19 protein-coding genes are annotated in these 15,447 nt (G+C 65.3%); 8 read left to right on the top strand and 11 right to left on the bottom strand.

Going from position 1 to position 15,447, the window contains the following annotated elements; translation table 11 throughout:
- Positions 1 to 15: 15 nt before the first annotated feature.
- From TGR7_RS06955 to TGR7_RS06925, 7 genes are all read left to right on the top strand, one after another.
- A complete protein-coding gene (locus tag TGR7_RS06955; protein WP_012637955.1) occupies positions 16 to 1,422 on the top strand; it encodes an MFS transporter in 1,407 nt (468 codons plus the stop codon).
- Positions 1,343 to 1,891 (top strand): DUF3833 domain-containing protein, encoded by a 549-nt coding sequence (locus TGR7_RS06950; protein ID WP_041441193.1) that lies wholly within the window; start codon positions 1,343 to 1,345, stop codon positions 1,889 to 1,891. Before TGR7_RS06955 ends, TGR7_RS06950 begins: the two co-directional genes overlap by 80 nt.
- Complete coding sequence (locus TGR7_RS06945; protein WP_012637953.1) at positions 1,888 to 2,217, top strand: VOC family protein; 330 nt, start codon at positions 1,888 to 1,890, stop codon at positions 2,215 to 2,217. Before TGR7_RS06950 ends, TGR7_RS06945 begins: the two co-directional genes overlap by 4 nt.
- A complete protein-coding gene (locus TGR7_RS06940) occupies positions 2,210 to 2,848 on the top strand; it encodes a chalcone isomerase family protein (RefSeq protein ID WP_012637952.1) in 639 nt (212 codons plus the stop codon). Before TGR7_RS06945 ends, TGR7_RS06940 begins: the two co-directional genes overlap by 8 nt.
- A gap of 156 nt (positions 2,849 to 3,004) precedes the next feature.
- The gene (locus tag TGR7_RS06935; protein WP_012637951.1) at positions 3,005 to 3,517 is read left to right on the top strand and encodes a GNAT family N-acetyltransferase; all 513 of its coding nucleotides are present in this window, start codon (positions 3,005 to 3,007) and stop codon (positions 3,515 to 3,517) included.
- Positions 3,480 to 4,007 carry a DUF7931 domain-containing protein gene (locus TGR7_RS06930; protein WP_012637950.1) on the top strand — a complete coding sequence of 176 codons (528 nt, stop codon included), beginning with the start codon at positions 3,480 to 3,482 and terminating at the stop codon, positions 4,005 to 4,007. Before TGR7_RS06935 ends, TGR7_RS06930 begins: the two co-directional genes overlap by 38 nt.
- A gap of 188 nt (positions 4,008 to 4,195) precedes the next feature.
- Positions 4,196 to 4,987 carry a secretin N-terminal domain-containing protein gene (locus TGR7_RS06925; RefSeq protein ID WP_148211474.1) on the top strand — a complete coding sequence of 264 codons (792 nt, stop codon included), beginning with the start codon at positions 4,196 to 4,198 and terminating at the stop codon, positions 4,985 to 4,987.
- Positions 4,988 to 5,780: 793 nt separating this feature from the next.
- Here the strand turns inward: TGR7_RS06925 and TGR7_RS06915 are convergent.
- The 4 genes from TGR7_RS06915 to TGR7_RS06900 form a co-directional block, all read right to left on the bottom strand.
- Positions 5,781 to 6,779, bottom strand: a complete 999-nt coding sequence (locus TGR7_RS06915; protein ID WP_012637948.1) for a GGDEF domain-containing protein — start codon at positions 6,777 to 6,779, stop codon at positions 5,781 to 5,783.
- Entirely contained in the window at positions 6,779 to 7,771 is a 993-nt protein-coding gene (locus tag TGR7_RS06910) for a response regulator (protein WP_012637947.1), read from the bottom strand. The genes TGR7_RS06915 and TGR7_RS06910 overlap by 1 nt, the downstream gene beginning before the upstream one ends.
- Before the next feature lie 208 nt (positions 7,772 to 7,979).
- On the bottom strand, positions 7,980 to 8,207 hold the full coding sequence (locus tag TGR7_RS06905) for a hypothetical protein (protein WP_012637946.1): 228 nt from the start codon (positions 8,205 to 8,207) through the stop codon (positions 7,980 to 7,982).
- Between the two features lie 37 nt (positions 8,208 to 8,244).
- Complete coding sequence (locus tag TGR7_RS06900; protein ID WP_012637945.1) at positions 8,245 to 8,835, bottom strand: NUDIX domain-containing protein; 591 nt, start codon at positions 8,833 to 8,835, stop codon at positions 8,245 to 8,247.
- A 93-nt stretch (positions 8,836 to 8,928) separates the two neighbouring features.
- Here TGR7_RS06900 and TGR7_RS06895 point away from each other — a divergent pair, with 93 nt between their 5' ends.
- Positions 8,929 to 9,210 carry a hypothetical protein gene (locus TGR7_RS06895; protein WP_012637944.1) on the top strand — a complete coding sequence of 94 codons (282 nt, stop codon included), beginning with the start codon at positions 8,929 to 8,931 and terminating at the stop codon, positions 9,208 to 9,210.
- Positions 9,211 to 9,353: 143 nt separating this feature from the next.
- On the opposite strand, the gene kdsB is transcribed toward TGR7_RS06895, so the two are convergent.
- From kdsB to TGR7_RS06860, 7 genes are read right to left on the bottom strand one after another with little or no spacing between them, the layout of a single operon-like run.
- Complete coding sequence (gene kdsB / locus TGR7_RS06890) at positions 9,354 to 10,106, bottom strand: 3-deoxy-manno-octulosonate cytidylyltransferase (protein WP_012637943.1); 753 nt, start codon at positions 10,104 to 10,106, stop codon at positions 9,354 to 9,356.
- A 26-nt stretch (positions 10,107 to 10,132) separates the two neighbouring features.
- The gene (locus TGR7_RS06885) at positions 10,133 to 10,327 is read right to left on the bottom strand and encodes a Trm112 family protein (protein WP_012637942.1); all 195 of its coding nucleotides are present in this window, start codon (positions 10,325 to 10,327) and stop codon (positions 10,133 to 10,135) included.
- A gap of 4 nt (positions 10,328 to 10,331) precedes the next feature.
- Complete coding sequence (gene lpxK / locus TGR7_RS06880; RefSeq protein WP_012637941.1) at positions 10,332 to 11,327, bottom strand: tetraacyldisaccharide 4'-kinase; 996 nt, start codon at positions 11,325 to 11,327, stop codon at positions 10,332 to 10,334.
- Positions 11,324 to 12,478 (bottom strand): glycosyltransferase N-terminal domain-containing protein, encoded by a 1,155-nt coding sequence (locus TGR7_RS06875; RefSeq protein WP_245523038.1) that lies wholly within the window; start codon positions 12,476 to 12,478, stop codon positions 11,324 to 11,326. The genes lpxK and TGR7_RS06875 overlap by 4 nt, the downstream gene beginning before the upstream one ends.
- A complete protein-coding gene (msbA, locus tag TGR7_RS06870; RefSeq protein ID WP_012637939.1) occupies positions 12,468 to 14,231 on the bottom strand; it encodes a lipid A export permease/ATP-binding protein MsbA in 1,764 nt (587 codons plus the stop codon). Before msbA ends, TGR7_RS06875 begins: the two co-directional genes overlap by 11 nt.
- A gap of 2 nt (positions 14,232 to 14,233) precedes the next feature.
- Positions 14,234 to 14,656, bottom strand: coding sequence for an ExbD/TolR family protein (locus tag TGR7_RS06865; RefSeq protein ID WP_012637938.1), 423 nt, complete (start codon positions 14,654 to 14,656; stop codon positions 14,234 to 14,236).
- Positions 14,653 to 15,273 carry a MotA/TolQ/ExbB proton channel family protein gene (locus tag TGR7_RS06860; RefSeq protein ID WP_012637937.1) on the bottom strand — a complete coding sequence of 207 codons (621 nt, stop codon included), beginning with the start codon at positions 15,271 to 15,273 and terminating at the stop codon, positions 14,653 to 14,655. Before TGR7_RS06860 ends, TGR7_RS06865 begins: the two co-directional genes overlap by 4 nt.
- Positions 15,274 to 15,447: the final 174 nt, after the last annotated feature.

The following is a 15,447-nucleotide window of genomic DNA, read 5'->3' as shown; positions in this document are numbered from 1 at the left end:
GACACAGCATGAGCCATGAGCACACAGCCTGACAGTGTGAACACGACCACCCTGCTCGCCTACGGCCTGCCTGGATTGCCGCTGGCCGTGCTCGGGCTGCCGCTGTACGTGTTCCTGCCTGCTTTCTATGCCCAGGCGTTTGGCATCGGTCTGGCCACCGTGGGTGCGGTGCTGCTGGTGGCACGCCTGTTCGACGTGATCACCGATCCGCTGGTGGGCCATCTCAGTGACCACACCCGATCCCGGTTCGGGCGACGCAAGATCTGGATGCTGGCCGGCGCACCGCTGCTGCTCATCGGCGTGACATTCCTGTTCCTGCCGGCAGGTTCTCCGGGTACGGCCTACCTGCTGGTGTTCAGTCTCATCACCTACCTGGGCTGGACCCTGGTGGCGCTGCCCTACACCGCCTGGGGGGCGGAGTTGTCCCCCGACTACCACCAGCGCTCGCGCATCGCCGCGAGCCGCGAGGGCTTCGTGATCGCCGGCACCCTGCTGGCCGCCGCCGCCCCGGTGCTGCTGGGACACGGCGAGGACACTGGCGCGACGCTGGCCAGTCTCGCCCTGTGGCTCTGGATCCTGATCCCCGCGAGCCTGCTGCTGCTCCTGTGGCGGGTGCGCGAACCCGAGCGCGTGCGTGCGCCCGTGGCCTGGTCCGAGGGCTGGCGCATCCTGCTGGACAACGCCCCGTTCAAGCGCCTGCTGCTGGCCTACCTGCTGAACGGCACCGCCAACGCCCTGCCCGCCACCCTGTTCCTGCTGTTCGTGGGCCACGTGCTGGGCGCACCGGAGATGGCCGGCCTGCTGCTGCTCCTCTACTTTGCCGCCGGGGTGCTGTCCCTGCCCCTGTGGCTGCGCCTGGCACGGGTGACCTCCAAGCACCGCACCTGGTCCCTGTCCATGCTCTGGGCCTGCGCCGTGTTCCTGTGGGTGCCGTTCCTGTCCGAGGGGCAGGTGTGGGCCTTCGCCGTGATCTGCCTGCTGTCGGGCCTGAGCCTGGGCGTGGACCTGGCCCTACCCTCGGCCATCCAGGCGGACGTGGTGGATCTGGACACCGCCAACGGTGGCGGCGAGCGCGCCGGGGTGTTCTTCGGCCTCTGGGGCATGGCCACCAAGCTCGCCCTGGCCCTGGCCGTGGGGATCGCCTTCCCGCTGCTGCAGCTGGCCGGATTCGACGCCGGCGCCGAGAACAGCGCCTCGGCCCTGATGTGGCTGGCCCTGCTCTACGCGGGCCTGCCGGTGCTGCTCAAGCTCGCCGCCACCGCCCTGGTGTGGCGTTTCCCCATCGATGCGGGCGCCCACGCGCGTCTGCGCGATCACCTCGACACCGCCACGGAGTCTCACCATGAGCCGATCCCTTCGCCGTCTTCTCCTGCTGCTGTTCCTGTCGGCCCTGTTCAGCGGGTGCGCCAGCATGAAGCCTGAGGACTTCCGCGACAGCACCCCGACCCTGGACCTGGAGACCTACTTCACCGGCCAGGTGCGCGCCTGGGGCATCTTCCAGGATCGCAGTGGCAAGATCCGCCGCCAGTTCACCGTGGACATCCTCGGCTACATGGATGGCGACGAACTGGTGCTGGAGGAGGACTTCGTCTACAGCGACGGCGAGGAGAGCCGGCGCGTGTGGCGCCTCAAGCGCCTGGACGAACATCATTACGAAGGTCGTGCCGACGACGTGCACGGCGTCGCGACCGGCGTGCTCTATGGCCAGGCGTTCAACTTCCGCTATACCTTGATGCTGGAAGTGGGCGAGCGCACCTGGCGCGTGAACTTCAACGACTGGATGTTCATGCACGAGGACGGCGTGCTCATCAATCGTGCGGAGATGAGCAAGTTCGGTGTCCGTCTCGGTGAGGTCACCCTGTTCTTCAAGAAGGAGGGACACGGCACATGAAGCAAAAGGTTTTCGACGCGGATCTGGACGCCCTGCACCACGTGGCCATCCCGGTGGAGAACGTGGCGCGGGCGGTGGACTGGTACCGCAACCAGTTCCGGGTGCGTATCGCCTACCAGGACGAGACCTGGGCGCTGCTGAAATTCGCCAACACAAGTCTCGCCCTGGTGGTCCCCGGTCAGCACCCTCCACACATCGGCGTGGTGCATCCCGATGCCAGAAGCTTCGGTGAACTCAAGACGCACCGGGACGGCACCGCATCCATCTATCTGAAGGACAGCGAAGGCAACGCTGTCGAGATCCTGGAGGACAACGCCTATGTCTAGCCTGCACACCCACATGCGCGCGCGGACGCTCGCGCAGCCCAATCGCAGCACCTGCACGGACCGCATGATCCTGTTCGTCGCCGCATTGCTGCTGTTCCTGATCCCCACCCTGCCGGCGCAGGCCAGCGTGGTCACGGTGGGCGATGCCCGGTTCCAGACCCAGTTGAAGAACGAGGCGGGTAAGAACCTTGTACTCAAGGGCACCGGCGTTGCCCGCTACGCGGTGTTCATCCGCGTCTACGGCGCCGGCCTCTACGGCCCCGAGGGCGTGCCCGCCTCCAGCCTGCTCGAGCGTGGCGAGCCCAAGCGCCTGGAGATCGAGTACTTCGTGGACATCAAGGCCTCCGACCTGGTGCTTGCCGCCAACACCATCCTCGAGAGACAGCTCAGCGCCGAGGAACTGCAGGCCCTGGAACCCCGTATCCGCCAGCTGCACGACGCCTACCGCAGCGTGCGTCCCGGCGATCGCTACGTGATGGAGTACCTGCCCGACCAGGGCACGGTGCTGCGCCTCAACGGCGAGCCCCTGGTCACCGTGGAAGGCCGGGATTTCGCGCGGGCCTACTTCGGCATCTGGCTGGGCGATGAGCCCCTGTCCAGCAACCTGCGCAACGCGTTGCTGGGTCAGTAATGTGATGCAGCACACGGTGCCTTAGTGTGCGCTGCAGCATCCGCTTGTCGGTTCCGTTGACACCATCCAACGATCACTTGACCCCGGTCAGTATTGACACAGGGGTCCAATGTCTAGGATGTTCCCAGCCCAAACCGACACGGACCCTACGCGCCGATGCCGAACAAACAGGAAAGACCCTCCACGCCCCGTCACACCGTCCCCCGGGATTTCACGGTGAGCGAGGCACTCTGGCCTCGGGATACCGGGGCGCTTCGCAGCGTCCGCGAACCGGTCTTCGTGGAAGAACAGGGCGTGCCCCTGGAACTGGAGCGAGACGGCGTGGATATCGCCTGCCTGCACCTGCTGGCCAGGAACAGCAGCGGCCACCCCATCGGCGCTGCGCGACTTGCTCCGGACGGACGCATCGGACGCATGGCCGTACTCCCTGCCTGGCGGGGCCGCGGTGTCGGCAGGGCACTGCTGGATGCGGCCATCAGGCTTGCAAAGGAACTGGGCATGGTTAAAGTGGAGCTGAACGCCCAGTGCCATGCGAGCGCGTTCTATGCCAAGGCAGGCTTCCAGCAGATCGGCGAGGTCTTCATGGACGCCGGCATCCCTCACATCCGCATGGTCAAAAGGATCGAATGCCATGCCCCTGAAACGGAATCCGAACTCGAATCCCGATAGCACCGACCGGGAATCCGGCCTCGTGCGCCTGGAAGGCCTTGAGGCCATCCGCCAGTTCATTCATCACCGGGTCGCGGAGGCTCGCCGGCGACTCTGGATCCTGAGCCCCGATCTCAACGCCTTCATCTACAACGACCCCGACCTGGTGGACGCGGTCTCGGCCCTGGCCCGGCGAAGCCGCCACGCGGACGTGCGCATCCTGATCCAGGACAGCCGCAGCCTGCCGAGCGGCGGACACAGGTTGGTGGATCTGGCACTGCGCATCAGCAGCCGCATCCACCTGCGCCGTCAACCGCCTGACGAGGCCAGACTGGACGAGTCCATAGTACTCATCGACAGCGGCGGCTACCTGCACCAGCGCCGCGCCGCCGACCCCGTGGCCATGGCGGATGCCTACGCACCGCCCCGGGTGCAGACCCTGGAGGGCCGCTTCCGCACCTTCTGGACCCACGCCATGCCCGACCCGGAACTGCGCCGGCTGAAGATCTGACACACCGGGGTCTGGACGGACCTCAAAGAAAAAACAATGGACAGGATTAACATGATTAACATGAATAAAAGCTCCGGAAGGATTTAATCGTGTAAATCATGTCAATCCTGTCGAGTCCCTTCAGTTTTTTGAGACAGTTCAACCCCAAAATCTGGGCGGCCAGTCTCCAGCTCCGGGAATCCGTGACCATGAAGCATCTTCCCGCCTTCCTCCTGGTGTTGCCCCTGTTATTCTGGATCGGCGTCGTGCCGGCCGAGACAGACGACAAGGTGCCCATCGAGATCATCCAGCTGCAGCACCGCAGTGCCGATGAACTGATGCCCCATATCCAGCCCCTGCTCGGCCCCCGGGATGCCCTGACCGGGACCGGCTATCGCCTGATCGTGCGCACCAGCCCCGGCCGCCTGAACCAGATCCGCGAAGTGATCGCCGAGCTGGACCAGCCCGTGCGCCAGCTGCGGCTCACCGTGCGCGTGGAGGACAGTGCCCAACGCGACCAGCAACGCATCGATCCCGCCGGTGAAATCGATGCCCAGGGCCGCGTGGTACGTCGCTACACCACCACCCGCCGCAACGGCGAGCAGTGGGTGCGTGTCCAGGAGGGCCAGCAGGCCCACATCCGCGAAGGCGAGGTGATCCCCATGGCCAGCATCGCCTACCTGCGCCGCGACGGCACGCTGGTCGGCGGCGTGGACTACCAGGGCCTCGACCGTGGTTTCGTGGTCACGCCCCATCTCATGCCCGATGGTCGCGTGCGCCTGCACATCGTTCAGATCGCCGAGCGGGAGAGCCCGGCCGGTGGCGGGCGGATCGAGACCCGCGGGCTTGAGACCGTGGTCACGATCGAGACAGGGGAATGGGTAGATCTGGGCGGCACAGTCGGGCGATCGCGTATGGATGATCAACGGATCATCGGCACGCAACGGACCAGGGACCGGGATGCGGGGGCGGTTTTGGTGAAGGTGGATGTTGAGGGATAGCTTTTTGCTGCCGGGGACTGGTCGGGGTACGGCCCGTCGACCGTGCCTTACTGCAAGCTGTGTTGTTGACTGACATTCCCAGCCGAAATCAAGATCAAAGGCTTCCGATCCCCGTTACACGGGGCTCGGGTTACTTTTCTTGCTTGTCCAAGAAAAGTAACCAAAAGAAGGACACCCCGATGCCGCACCCGCTGATCGCGGGTGCCCTGCGTTGCTCGGCTTCGAGGGGGTCGCCTGACAGGCCGTCCATGGCCTGGCAGGCGACGCGCCGCGTCCCTGCGGCGCCCCTTCGGGCTTTTTCCCTCGAAGCCTGCGCTACTCGGTGCGGCATAAGGGGTAGTCAGGTCAAAACCGCTTCGATACGCCTTGGGTTTTCATCGTAGGAGCCCCGACCCCGGGGCGAATGGTGGAATATTCACCCCGGGGTCGGGGCTCCTACGAAAGAACAACAAGCTACCCAGGTTAAGGGGGTTGCTGCCTTTGACGTTCCCCCCCGTTTTTCTCGCCGAGCACGGGGGCGTTCCGGGGTTAAAGCCCGCAGGGGCGCCGCAAGGATGCGGCGCGTCGGCTGTCAGGCCATGGACGGCCTGTCAGCCGACCTCCCCGGAACGCCCCCGCGCGCAGGGAACCCCGCAGGGGCGAGAAACTCGGGTGTCCTTCTTTTGGTTACTTTTCTTGGACAAGCAAGAAAAGTAACTCGAGCCGGCTGCAAGCCGGATCGAAACGCCTTTGATCTTGATGTTATCTCAAGGTGTCGGACCAAAAGACCTTACGAGACACAAAGGCTCAGCCACTAAAGCTGAATCCCCCCACCCTCCTCGACCCGCAAATCCAAACCCTCCCCCGCCACCGTCACCCGATTCCGCCCCCCCTGCTTCGACAGATACAAGGCCTTGTCCGCCGCCTCGATCCACTGTGAATGGCGCTCCATGGCCGGATCGAACTGGGCTATCCCCAGACTGATGGTGAAACGGATGGCAACGTCTTCATGCCGCACAGTCACGGCCTCGTTGAGCCTCCGCAGACGATCGGCGAACACGCGTGCCTTCTCCGCGCTGGTATCGGTGAGTATGACGCCAAACTCCTCACCGCCATAACGCCCGGCGATATCGGTATCGCGCAGGGTCTTGGTCAGCAGCTGGGATACGGTACGGATCACCTCGTCACCGGCCTGGTGGCCGTAGGTGTCATTGACCTTCTTGAAATGATCGATATCGAACATGATCAGGCTGGATACGGTGCCGTAACGTTTGCATCGGGCAAACTCCCCGCCCAGGCACTCCTCCCAGAAACCCCGGTTGTTGAGCTGCGTCAGCCTGTCGGTCCGGCTCAGGCACGCCAGTTCCTCATTGGCCTTTTCCAGGGACAGTTTGTTGGTCGCGATGTCGGTGACGTCATAGACGATCACGCCGATGTGATCCACGGCACCATCCGGTGAGCTCAGGGGCAGGAAGGTAACGTTCTGGTACATGTACTCGGCAACGCCGGTGATGGGTCGGTAGTTCCTGAAACGCAACAGATAGGGACGCTGCTCCCAGGTGCTGAAGATGCGGCTCTTGAGCATGAACACCGCACGCGCCTTGCGCCTGAGCCAGGCCTCCGGGACATCGCTGAACAGATTGAAGAGGTTGCTGCCGATGGCCTTTTCCGCCGGGATGCCGCTGTGATTGGCCATGAAGCCGTTCCAGAGGGTGATGTTGAAATGCCGGTCCAGCACGGTCAGTCCCACGTCCAGGGACTCCAGCATGCCCATGAGCAGGTGCAGTTCGCGGATGTCCTCGGTGCGGTTCATCACGGCGCCATCAGGTAGCTGACGATGTCATTGAGTCGGGGCATGGACTCCTCCGTGAGCAGCAGCAGCAGGTCACAGCTGACCTTGCGGCCCTCGAACTGCAGGGCCATCTCGATGGTGAGGGTGGGTTTGCCGTGCGCCATGTTGCGCTCGATGAGATCGCTCACCGCCACGTGCCGGCCCAGGACCACGGGATGGGCCTGGCTGAACTTCACGTCCAGCTGCTCCTCGATGCCCTTGAGGCAGGCGCCGATGAGGATGCTGGCCATGTCCATGAGCAATTCAACCTGGGCATTGGAGTCAACGACACCTTCGAAGTGCATCAGCTGCGCGATATCCCGAAAACTGGAGTCGTTGAAGATCAGCAGAGCCTCGCCGGTGATGCCACCGCCCGCGAACCCCTGGCACACCGCGCTGACATCCTCTTCCTCGGTGTTGCGCACCGAGGACAGGGCCATCTGCAACTCGCTCTTCTCCAGGATGTTCACGTTGGGGATGGGCATGAGGACGAAGACGTCCAGCAGCTGTGCGATCAGGCTAACCGCCCGCCCCAGGGCCACGTTGGCGATCTCCCGGTAACCATCCCAGAGGGCGCTGTGTGCCGGATCACCCAGGCCCGCGAAGCGGCTGCCATCCAGGATGCCCAGCCGGCCCAGCAGGGAAGCCAGCACGGCGGGGTCGGCCGGCTTTTTCACGAACCCCAGGGCACCCAGCTGCTCGACCCGTCGCTGGGCCTCGGGCTGAACGTCCCCGGACACGACGATCACGGCACTGTCGATCCGCTCATGCCGAATGGTCTCCAGCACCTTATATCCGTCCAGGTCCGGCATGTTGAGATCCAGGAACAGGACCTGGCCCTTGCTCTGCCGGAGAGCGGCGAGGGCCTCGTGGCCGTTGCGGGCGAAACTCAAGCTCACCCGCCAGTCCGGCGGCAAAGCGCGGGCAATCTGCTTCTGAGCGAAGCTGGAGTCGTCACAGATCAATACCTGCATGCCACTCTCCGGAGGCTTCGGACGGATTCTGGAACCGGGGACCTGATGCCCCGGGCCTATGACAAGTTAGCGGTCGAACAGACCAGATCTTGATGGCTGCCCCAGTTCCGGGCCCCGCTATCGCAGCCTGTCCCATGCGACGCATGTTGCACCATGCAGTATAGACACATTACCCGGAATCACTCCGGCCCGTGCAGACATCGGTCTGCTAGCGCTCATGGGCCCGGCGTTCAACACGCTGCTCCAGGAGCCGCCGACGCTCAGCCTCCGGCAGCAGACTCAGGGCCTCCACATGGAAGGCCACCGCGCACGGAATGCGGCTGACGTCTTCAAGGTATTCGCTGAGCTTGTTGCTGTGCAGGCACAGCACCTTCGCCCCCTGGGCTGCGTTGAGACCCCAGTTCCGGAATACCTGCTTCAGCTCTTCCCCGGTCATTGATCACCCCTCCCCTGCCCTGATGCCTCAGCGCGACTCAAGCCCAGCGCTCCCGAAGCATCTCCCGGTTCAGCCGCAACCACAACAGGGCGATCAGGGTCATGGCATTGTCCACCAGCCCGCTGTCCATGCGCGCGAAGGCCTCCTCGGCGTCGAGCACATGCACGCGGATGTCCTCCCCCTCGTGTTCCAGGCCATGGATGCCGCCGACCCCTTCGCTGTCCGTCTGCCCCACGAACAGCGTAACGCGCTCCGATGCGCCACCGGGCGTGGAATGATATTCATAGAGTCTCACCAGTTCGCCCAGCTGGCAGCCGGCCTCCTCCAGGGCCTCGCGCCGCACCACGTCCTCGGCGCGCTCTCCGGGCTCGATCATGCCGGCGATGGTCTCCAGCAGCCAGGGGCCCCGCTCGGCTTCCAGGGCCCCGACGCGGAACTGTTCGATCAGCACGATGCGATCGCGCCTGGCGTCGTAGGGCAGTACGGCCGCCGCATGCCCCCGTTCCAGCAATTCCCGCTTCACGACCAGGGGATCTCCCCCCTGGAAGCGGCTGTGGCTCAGACGCAGGCTGCGGATGCGGAAAAAGCCTTCATAGGCGAGACGGTCATCGATGATTTCCCATTTCATGAGGGCACCAGAGACGAGTTGACAGAGACAAGATACAAGTCCGGGGCAGAGGCCGTATACAGCCCGAACGGGGCACCTCTATACTGAGGCATCATGAGCGAACTGATGCTGGTTTTGAGGGAGCTGATCGGCCGGGAGGCGGTGGTGGACGGCGTCCATTGCCAGGTGATCGAGATCCTGGAATCGGGCCCCCGGGTGGTGGTCTGCGAAACGGTGGGCTCGCACATACAGTCCAACCAGTTCGGCGATCCCCAGCGCCGGGTGCCCCGCACCCATACCCTTCCGCTCAAAAGTCAGATCGAGAAAGACCTGCACCCGGTCATCCGCACCCTCGCCGGCGAGGACCTGACACACCGGCTCAGGTCGCTGCTCTGAGTGGGGGATTCCAAACCCCGAAGCCCAAAACCTTTCAACGCAAAGGCGCAAAGACGCCAAGGTCGCGAAGGTTTTTATTCCAATGATGTTCTTTGCGTCCTTCGCGTCTTTGCGCCTTTGCGTTGCGAGCTTTTGACTTCCTGTCATGCCCGCAGCAGTTTCTCCACCCGCTCCACGTCGCTGCTCACGTCCACCCCCTGCCCCGGGACCTGGCTGGCCACCGGGCACTGGATGCGCGCGCCGGCGTGCAGGGCGCGCAGCTGTTCCAGGCGTTCCGTGAGTTCCAGGGCACAGGGGGACATGGCTGCGAAGGCCTTGAGAAAGCCGACGCGGTAGGCGTAGAGGCCGATGTGGCGATGGCAGCCTTCCAGGCTGCGGTGGGTGACGTCGCGACCCACGTTGCGATCCCAGGGAATCGGCGCGCGGCTGAAGTACAGGGCATAGTCGGCGGCGTCTCGCACCACCTTGACCACGTTGGGATCGAGCATCTGCTCCACCGTCTCGATGGGCGTGCACAGCGTGGCCATGGCGGCATCGGTGTGGCGTTCCAGGGCCTCGGCCACCTGGTGCAGGATGTCGGGTGGGGTGAGGGGCTCATCGCCCTGCAGGTTGACCACGATGTCGTCGTCGCGCCAGCCCAGCTCGGTGGCCACCTCGGCGATGCGGTCGCTGCCGGATTCGTGATGGGCATCGGTAAGCACCACCCGTGCGCCGAAGCCCTCGGCCACGTCGCTGATGCGGGTGTCGTCGGTGGCGATGACCACCTCCTCGGCACCGCAGGCCAGCGCCCGCTCATGCACGTGCTGAATCATGGGCTTGCCACCCAGCATCAGCAGCGGCTTGCCGGGCAGGCGGGTCGAGGCGTAGCGGGCCGGGATGGCGACCTTGAAGGACATGGGCGGCTCTCAGTGTGTCGTTCGGATTACTTGTCCTTCCACTTGTCCAGCTCCTCGTCGGTGAGCTGGCGTGCCTCGTCCTCCAGCATCACGGGGATACCGTCGCGGATGGGATAGGCCAGCCGGGCGCTGCGGGAGATCAGCTCCTCGTGCGACTTGTCGTAGATCAGCGGTCCCTTGGTGACGGGGCAGACGAGGATGTCGAGCAGACGCTTGTCCATGGTGTTACCTCAGGCTGTGAAGTCGTGACACCGCGTTGACGGTGGAAAGTATCGCCGGTGCCAGGGCGGCGTCGGGGACCGCGCTCACGGGCACGAACCAGTGACGCTCATCGGCGAGGTCTCGGCATTTTACGGCATCCTTCTCGGTCATCAGTACCGGCAGGCTGTCGGTGAAGCGGATCTCGGCGGCCGTGAAGGGATGGTGATCGGGAAACGGATGCCGGTCCACGCGCAGGCGCAGGGCCTCCAGCATGGCGAAGAAACGCGGCGGATGGCCGATGCCGGCGATGGCATGGACCGCCTTGCCGGCGAAGGCCTTGAGCGGCTTCACCCGGGAGGGGTCCCGCACCTGCATGGCCACGGTGGCGCTCAGTTCCATGCTGTGTTCGCCTGGCAGGCCCTTGCCGGTTGCCACCACGAAGTCCGCATCCCTGAGGCGCTCCACGGATTCCCGCAGCGGCCCGGCGGGCAGGCACAGCCCGTTGCCAAAGCGCCGTGCGCCGTCCACCATCATGATCTCCACGTCCCGGGCCAGGGCGTAGTGCTGCAGGCCGTCGTCGGCCACCACCACGTCGCAACCCAGTTCCCTGACCAGCATGCGCGCACCCCGCGCCCGCTTGCGGTCCACCACCACGGGACAGCCGGCGCGGGCGGCAATCAACACAGGCTCATCCCCCACCCGCGCCGGATCGCTGTCGGCGCTCACCCGTAGCGGGGCGTTGTGATCCCGCTTGCCGCCGTGCCCGCGACTGATGACTCCGGGCCGATAACCGTGGCTCGCCAGCAGCCGGCACAGCCAGATGACCATGGGGGTCTTGCCGGTGCCGCCCACGGTGAGATTGCCCACCACGATGATGGCCTTGGCGGGCACGCGTCGGATGGGCAGCAGGCCGTAGACCAGCCGGCGCAGACGCATCAGCACACAGTAGATTAGCGAGACCGGGAACAGGGCCAGGGCCACGGGGTTGCGGCTGTCCCAGTACGCGTCCAGGCGCCTCACCAGTCGAACACCCTCTGCAGCAGTTCCGTCATCACGCCCTCCACGTTGCGTCGCTCCTCCCAGAAGCGGCGCCGGTTGGCATCGCCGTCGCGCCGGGCACCCAGGGTGTCATCAGCATAGCCGGTCCAGCGCGCCAGGACCGTGGCGGTGTCCCCGCATCGGGGCAGGATTTCGGCCGGAACGGGGTCCAGGACACCGGCGCCCAGGCTCAGGGGGCGCCCACCCGCCAGGCCCTGCCAGAAAACGCCTCGCGAGACGCCCTCCAGGTGCCCGGCGATACAGGCACTGGCCAGCGCGGCAAGCCAGCGGTGATCGTCCACCCACATCACGGCACCGGGCGCCAGGGGGCGCCGGTCCCAGGCGCTGATGCTCGGGATGCCGGGCGCGGAAAGCCGCTCTCCCTCGGGCAGGGAGACGAACAGCCGGTCATCGGCAAAGCGGGCATCGGCGCGCCAGGCGGCCATCCACGCCTCGGCCTGCTGCACCGGGCCATGCCACCACCACAGGCGTCCGGTCTCCCCGGCCCCGCTGAGGGTACGCAGGGTCACGTCCGCCTGGGCCTCCGCCAGCAGGCTCAGGGGATCGGCGGCTGACGCCAGGTAAGCAGCCTGGCCCGAGGACGCCCAGGCGCGATGCTGGTCGGCATCGCACGGATAGACAGCCTCGGCCGGGGAGGGCCAGGGGTCGGTGTTGAAGGCCAGGCAGTGCACGCCCTTGTCGTGGGCGGCACGGAGCAGGTTCGGGTGCGGCAGTGTGTCCACCAGGATCAGGCCGAAGGGTTGCAGGCGTTCCAGGACGCGGGCCACGGCTCGAGGGCGGTCCGAGGGGCCGTAGCCCACACCGGTGGCCTTGAGCCCCTTGAGCCTGGGCTCCAGGATGGCCGGGTCGTCCAGTTCGAAGGTGAACACCAGGCGCAGGTCGTGGCGTTTCTGGCGGATGGCGCCCAGCAGTTCCAGACCCAGGCGCAGGGACTGCGGGGTACACCCGGACTTGATCCACAGCAGCTTGCCGCGCCCGTCGGGCTGGCGCAGGTATCCCTGCCGGGCGTTGGCCCGGGCGTGTTCGCCGGACAGACGGTCGCGCAGGTTAGCCTGCAGGACCGGCCAGAAGGCCGGGCCCCACATCCGGCTGTCCGGGGTCTCAGACGTCACGGTCGCCCTCGAACTGCAGCCGGTAGAGGCGCGCGTAGATGCCGTCACGCTCAAGCAGCTCGTCGTGGCGGCCGGACTCGGCAATGCGCCCCTCCTGCATCACCACGATGCGGTCCGCCCGCTCGATGGTGGACAGGCGATGGGCGATCACCAGGGTGGTGCGGTTGCGGATGAGATTTTCCAGGGCCGCCTGGATATGGCGCTCGGCCTCCGTATCCAGGGCCGAGGTGGCCTCGTCCAGGATCAGGATGGGGGCGTCCTTGAGGAGTGCCCGGGCGATGGCCAGACGCTGGCGCTGCCCACCGGAGAGCATCACGCCGTTGTCACCTACCGGGGTATCGAGCCCCTGGGGCAGGTGGCGGATGAACTCCATGGCATGGGCCGCCTCGGCGGCGCGCACGATGTCCGCCTCGCTGACATCACCCAGGCTGCCGTAGGCGATGTTGCGGCCGATGGTGTCGTTGAACAGGGTGACGTGCTGGCCCACGTAGGCCACCTGGTTGCGCAGATCGGCGAGCCGGTACTGGTTGACGTTCACCCCGTCCAGCAGCACCTCGCCCTCATAGGCCTCGTAGAACCGGGGCAGCAGGTTGACCAGGGTGGTCTTGCCGCTGCCGGAGCGGCCCACCAGGGCCACGGTCTCGCCGGGATGGATGTGCAGGTTGATGTCGTGCAGCACATCGCCCTTGTCCGGCCCGTAGGCGAAACGCAGGTTCCGGTACTGGATGTCGCCCCGGGCGCGTTCCAGGCGCAGTTCGCCCTGGTCGCGCTCGATGTCCGAATCCAGCAGGGCAAAGATGTTCTGCCCGGCGGCAATGCCCTTTTGCAGCATCTGGTTGACGTTGGTGAGCCGGCGGATGGGGTTGAGCAGCAACAGCAGCGCCGTGATCAGGGAGACGAAGGTGCCCACCGTGACGCTCTCGATCACCGCCTCGAAGGTGGCGAGCCAGACGATGAAGGCCACTGCCAGGGCACCGATGAACTGGATCAGCGGCAGATGGATCGCGTGGGTGAACACCATCTTCATGTGCAGGCTGCGGTTGCGCTCGTTGATCTTCTCGAAGCGGTTACGCTCGTAATCCTCGCCGCCGAAGATCTTCACCACCCGGTTGCCTTCAATCACCTCCTGGGTCACCTGGGTGACATCGCCCATGGTGCGCTGGATGCGATGGCTGATCTTGCGAAAGCGACTGGTGACCTGGCTCACCAGCACCGCCACCACAGGCGCGATGATGAGCACGGCCAGGGTGAGCATCCAGTTGAGGTAGAGCATCCAGGCCAGCAGTCCGAGCACCGTGAGGGTATCGCGCACCAGGATGGAGATACTCTCGGTAGCTGCCGAGGCCACCTGCTCCACGTTGTAGGAGAGCCGCGAGATCAGCTGGCCCGAGGCGGCACCGTCGTAGTGGCTCACCGGCAGGCGCAGCAGGTGGTCGAACAGCTGACTGCGAAGCTTCTTGACCACCATGCGGCCGACGTACTTGATGGTGTAGGAGGCGGCGAATTCGGCAATGCCGCGGATGGCGAAGATGGCGATGATGGCCAGCGGCACCCATCGGATCGCGCTCTGGTCCCGCTCCACAAAACCCGAATCCATCAGCGGGCGCATGAGCGCGGCAAAACCCGCCTCGGTCGCCGCCACGATCACCATGGTCAGCACGGAGGCGACCAGCCACGGCCAGTGGGAAAACGAATACCCGAGCAGGCGGCGGTAGACCTCGACGCCGGTATACTCTTCCGGATGACGCGCCATCGTCAGTCTTCGTTGCCGGACTGGGTGGTGGCGATGGACAGGCGGGACAGGCCCAGGCGTGCGGCCACGTCCATGGCGGTGACCACGGACTGGTGCGGAGTCTGGGCGTCGGCGCGGATCACCAGGGGCCGCGTGGTGTCACCGCCGCTGGCCTGGGAAAGAGCTGTGCGCAGGGTCTCGGGGCGCGTGTTGACCAGTTCCTGGCCGTTGATGAAATAGCGCCCCTGGGCGTCGATGGCCAGATCGATCACCTCCTGGCGCTCCGCCTGCTCGGCGGTCTCGGCGCTGGGCAGGTCGATGCTGAGTTCCGCGTAACGCTCGAAGGTGGTGGAAACCATGAAGAAGATCAGCATGAGGAACACCACGTCGATCAACGGCGTGAGGTTGATCTCCACCTGCTCGGTCTCGCGGGTGCGGAAATTCACGCGCCGGCGGCCTCGCGCTCACCGTGGATCACTTCCACCAGCTTGATGGACTCCATCTCCATCTCCAGCACCAGTTCATCCACGCGGCCACGGAAGTAGCGGTGGAAGATCAGCGAGGGCACCGCCACGGAGATGCCCGCCGCGGTGGTGATCAGCGCCTGGGAGATGCCACCGGCCAGCTCGCCGGGGCTGCCCACGCCCACATCGGTGATCACGGAGAAGACCTGGATCATGCCCACCACGGTGCCCAGCAGGCCCAGCAGCGGTGTGATGGCAGCAATGGTGCCCAGGGTGTTGAGGAAGCGCTCGAGATCATGGGCCACGTGGCGGCCGGTTTCCTCGATGGCCTCCTTCATGACGTCCCGGGTGTGTCCCATATTGATCAGTCCCGCGGCCAGCACGCGCCCCAGGGGTGAGCCGTCACGCACCTGGCGCAGGCGGTCCTCGGTGAGTTGCCCCGCCTGGATCATCTGCCAGATCTGCACCACCAGCTGGCGGGGGTTGACCCGACGCTGTTGCAGGCTCCAGAAGCGCTCCACGATGATGGCCAGCGCCACCACGGAACAGGCGATGATGGGGAGCATGAGCCAGCCCCCGGCCTTGACCAGTTCAAACACGGTGTCGGATTCCTCGCAGATTCATAGGTCTGTGCCGGCATCCACCGGCGCCGGCCATGATACTTGATTTGGCCGAGGGGTCGGAAGGAGACTCGTTGGGAAATCAAAATTCAAGATTCAAAGGGTGGGGTAGCTTCAATGCCTGAGCTACCTCCGCCATCGCCTTTGAATTTT

The organism is Thioalkalivibrio sulfidiphilus HL-EbGr7, assembly GCF_000021985.1.
Classification (GTDB): domain Bacteria; phylum Pseudomonadota; class Gammaproteobacteria; order Ectothiorhodospirales; family Ectothiorhodospiraceae; genus Thioalkalivibrio_A; species Thioalkalivibrio_A sulfidiphilus.
This window is presented reverse-complemented; position numbering and strand designations above follow the sequence as displayed.

Excerpts from the sequence above, each read along its gene's own strand:
- TGR7_RS06955 (WP_012637955.1), top strand. The coding sequence starts at position 16 with ATGAGCACACAGCCTGACAGTGTGAACACGACCACCCTGCTCGCCTAC.
- TGR7_RS06950 (WP_041441193.1), top strand. The coding sequence starts at position 1,343 with ATGAGCCGATCCCTTCGCCGTCTTCTCCTGCTGCTGTTCCTGTCGGCC.
- TGR7_RS06945 (WP_012637953.1), top strand. The coding sequence starts at position 1,888 with ATGAAGCAAAAGGTTTTCGACGCGGATCTGGACGCCCTGCACCACGTG.
- TGR7_RS06940 (WP_012637952.1), top strand. The coding sequence starts at position 2,210 with ATGTCTAGCCTGCACACCCACATGCGCGCGCGGACGCTCGCGCAGCCC.
- TGR7_RS06935 (WP_012637951.1), top strand. The coding sequence starts at position 3,005 with ATGCCGAACAAACAGGAAAGACCCTCCACGCCCCGTCACACCGTCCCC.
- TGR7_RS06930 (WP_012637950.1), top strand. The coding sequence starts at position 3,480 with ATGCCCCTGAAACGGAATCCGAACTCGAATCCCGATAGCACCGACCGG.
- TGR7_RS06925 (WP_148211474.1), top strand. The coding sequence starts at position 4,196 with ATGAAGCATCTTCCCGCCTTCCTCCTGGTGTTGCCCCTGTTATTCTGG.
- TGR7_RS06915 (WP_012637948.1), bottom strand. The coding sequence starts at position 6,779 with ATGAACCGCACCGAGGACATCCGCGAACTGCACCTGCTCATGGGCATG.
- TGR7_RS06910 (WP_012637947.1), bottom strand. The coding sequence starts at position 7,771 with ATGCAGGTATTGATCTGTGACGACTCCAGCTTCGCTCAGAAGCAGATT.
- TGR7_RS06905 (WP_012637946.1), bottom strand. The coding sequence starts at position 8,207 with ATGACCGGGGAAGAGCTGAAGCAGGTATTCCGGAACTGGGGTCTCAAC.
- TGR7_RS06900 (WP_012637945.1), bottom strand. The coding sequence starts at position 8,835 with ATGAAATGGGAAATCATCGATGACCGTCTCGCCTATGAAGGCTTTTTC.
- TGR7_RS06895 (WP_012637944.1), top strand. The coding sequence starts at position 8,929 with ATGAGCGAACTGATGCTGGTTTTGAGGGAGCTGATCGGCCGGGAGGCG.
- kdsB (WP_012637943.1), bottom strand. The coding sequence starts at position 10,106 with ATGTCCTTCAAGGTCGCCATCCCGGCCCGCTACGCCTCGACCCGCCTG.
- TGR7_RS06885 (WP_012637942.1), bottom strand. The coding sequence starts at position 10,327 with ATGGACAAGCGTCTGCTCGACATCCTCGTCTGCCCCGTCACCAAGGGA.
- msbA (WP_012637939.1), bottom strand. The coding sequence starts at position 14,231 with ATGGCGCGTCATCCGGAAGAGTATACCGGCGTCGAGGTCTACCGCCGC.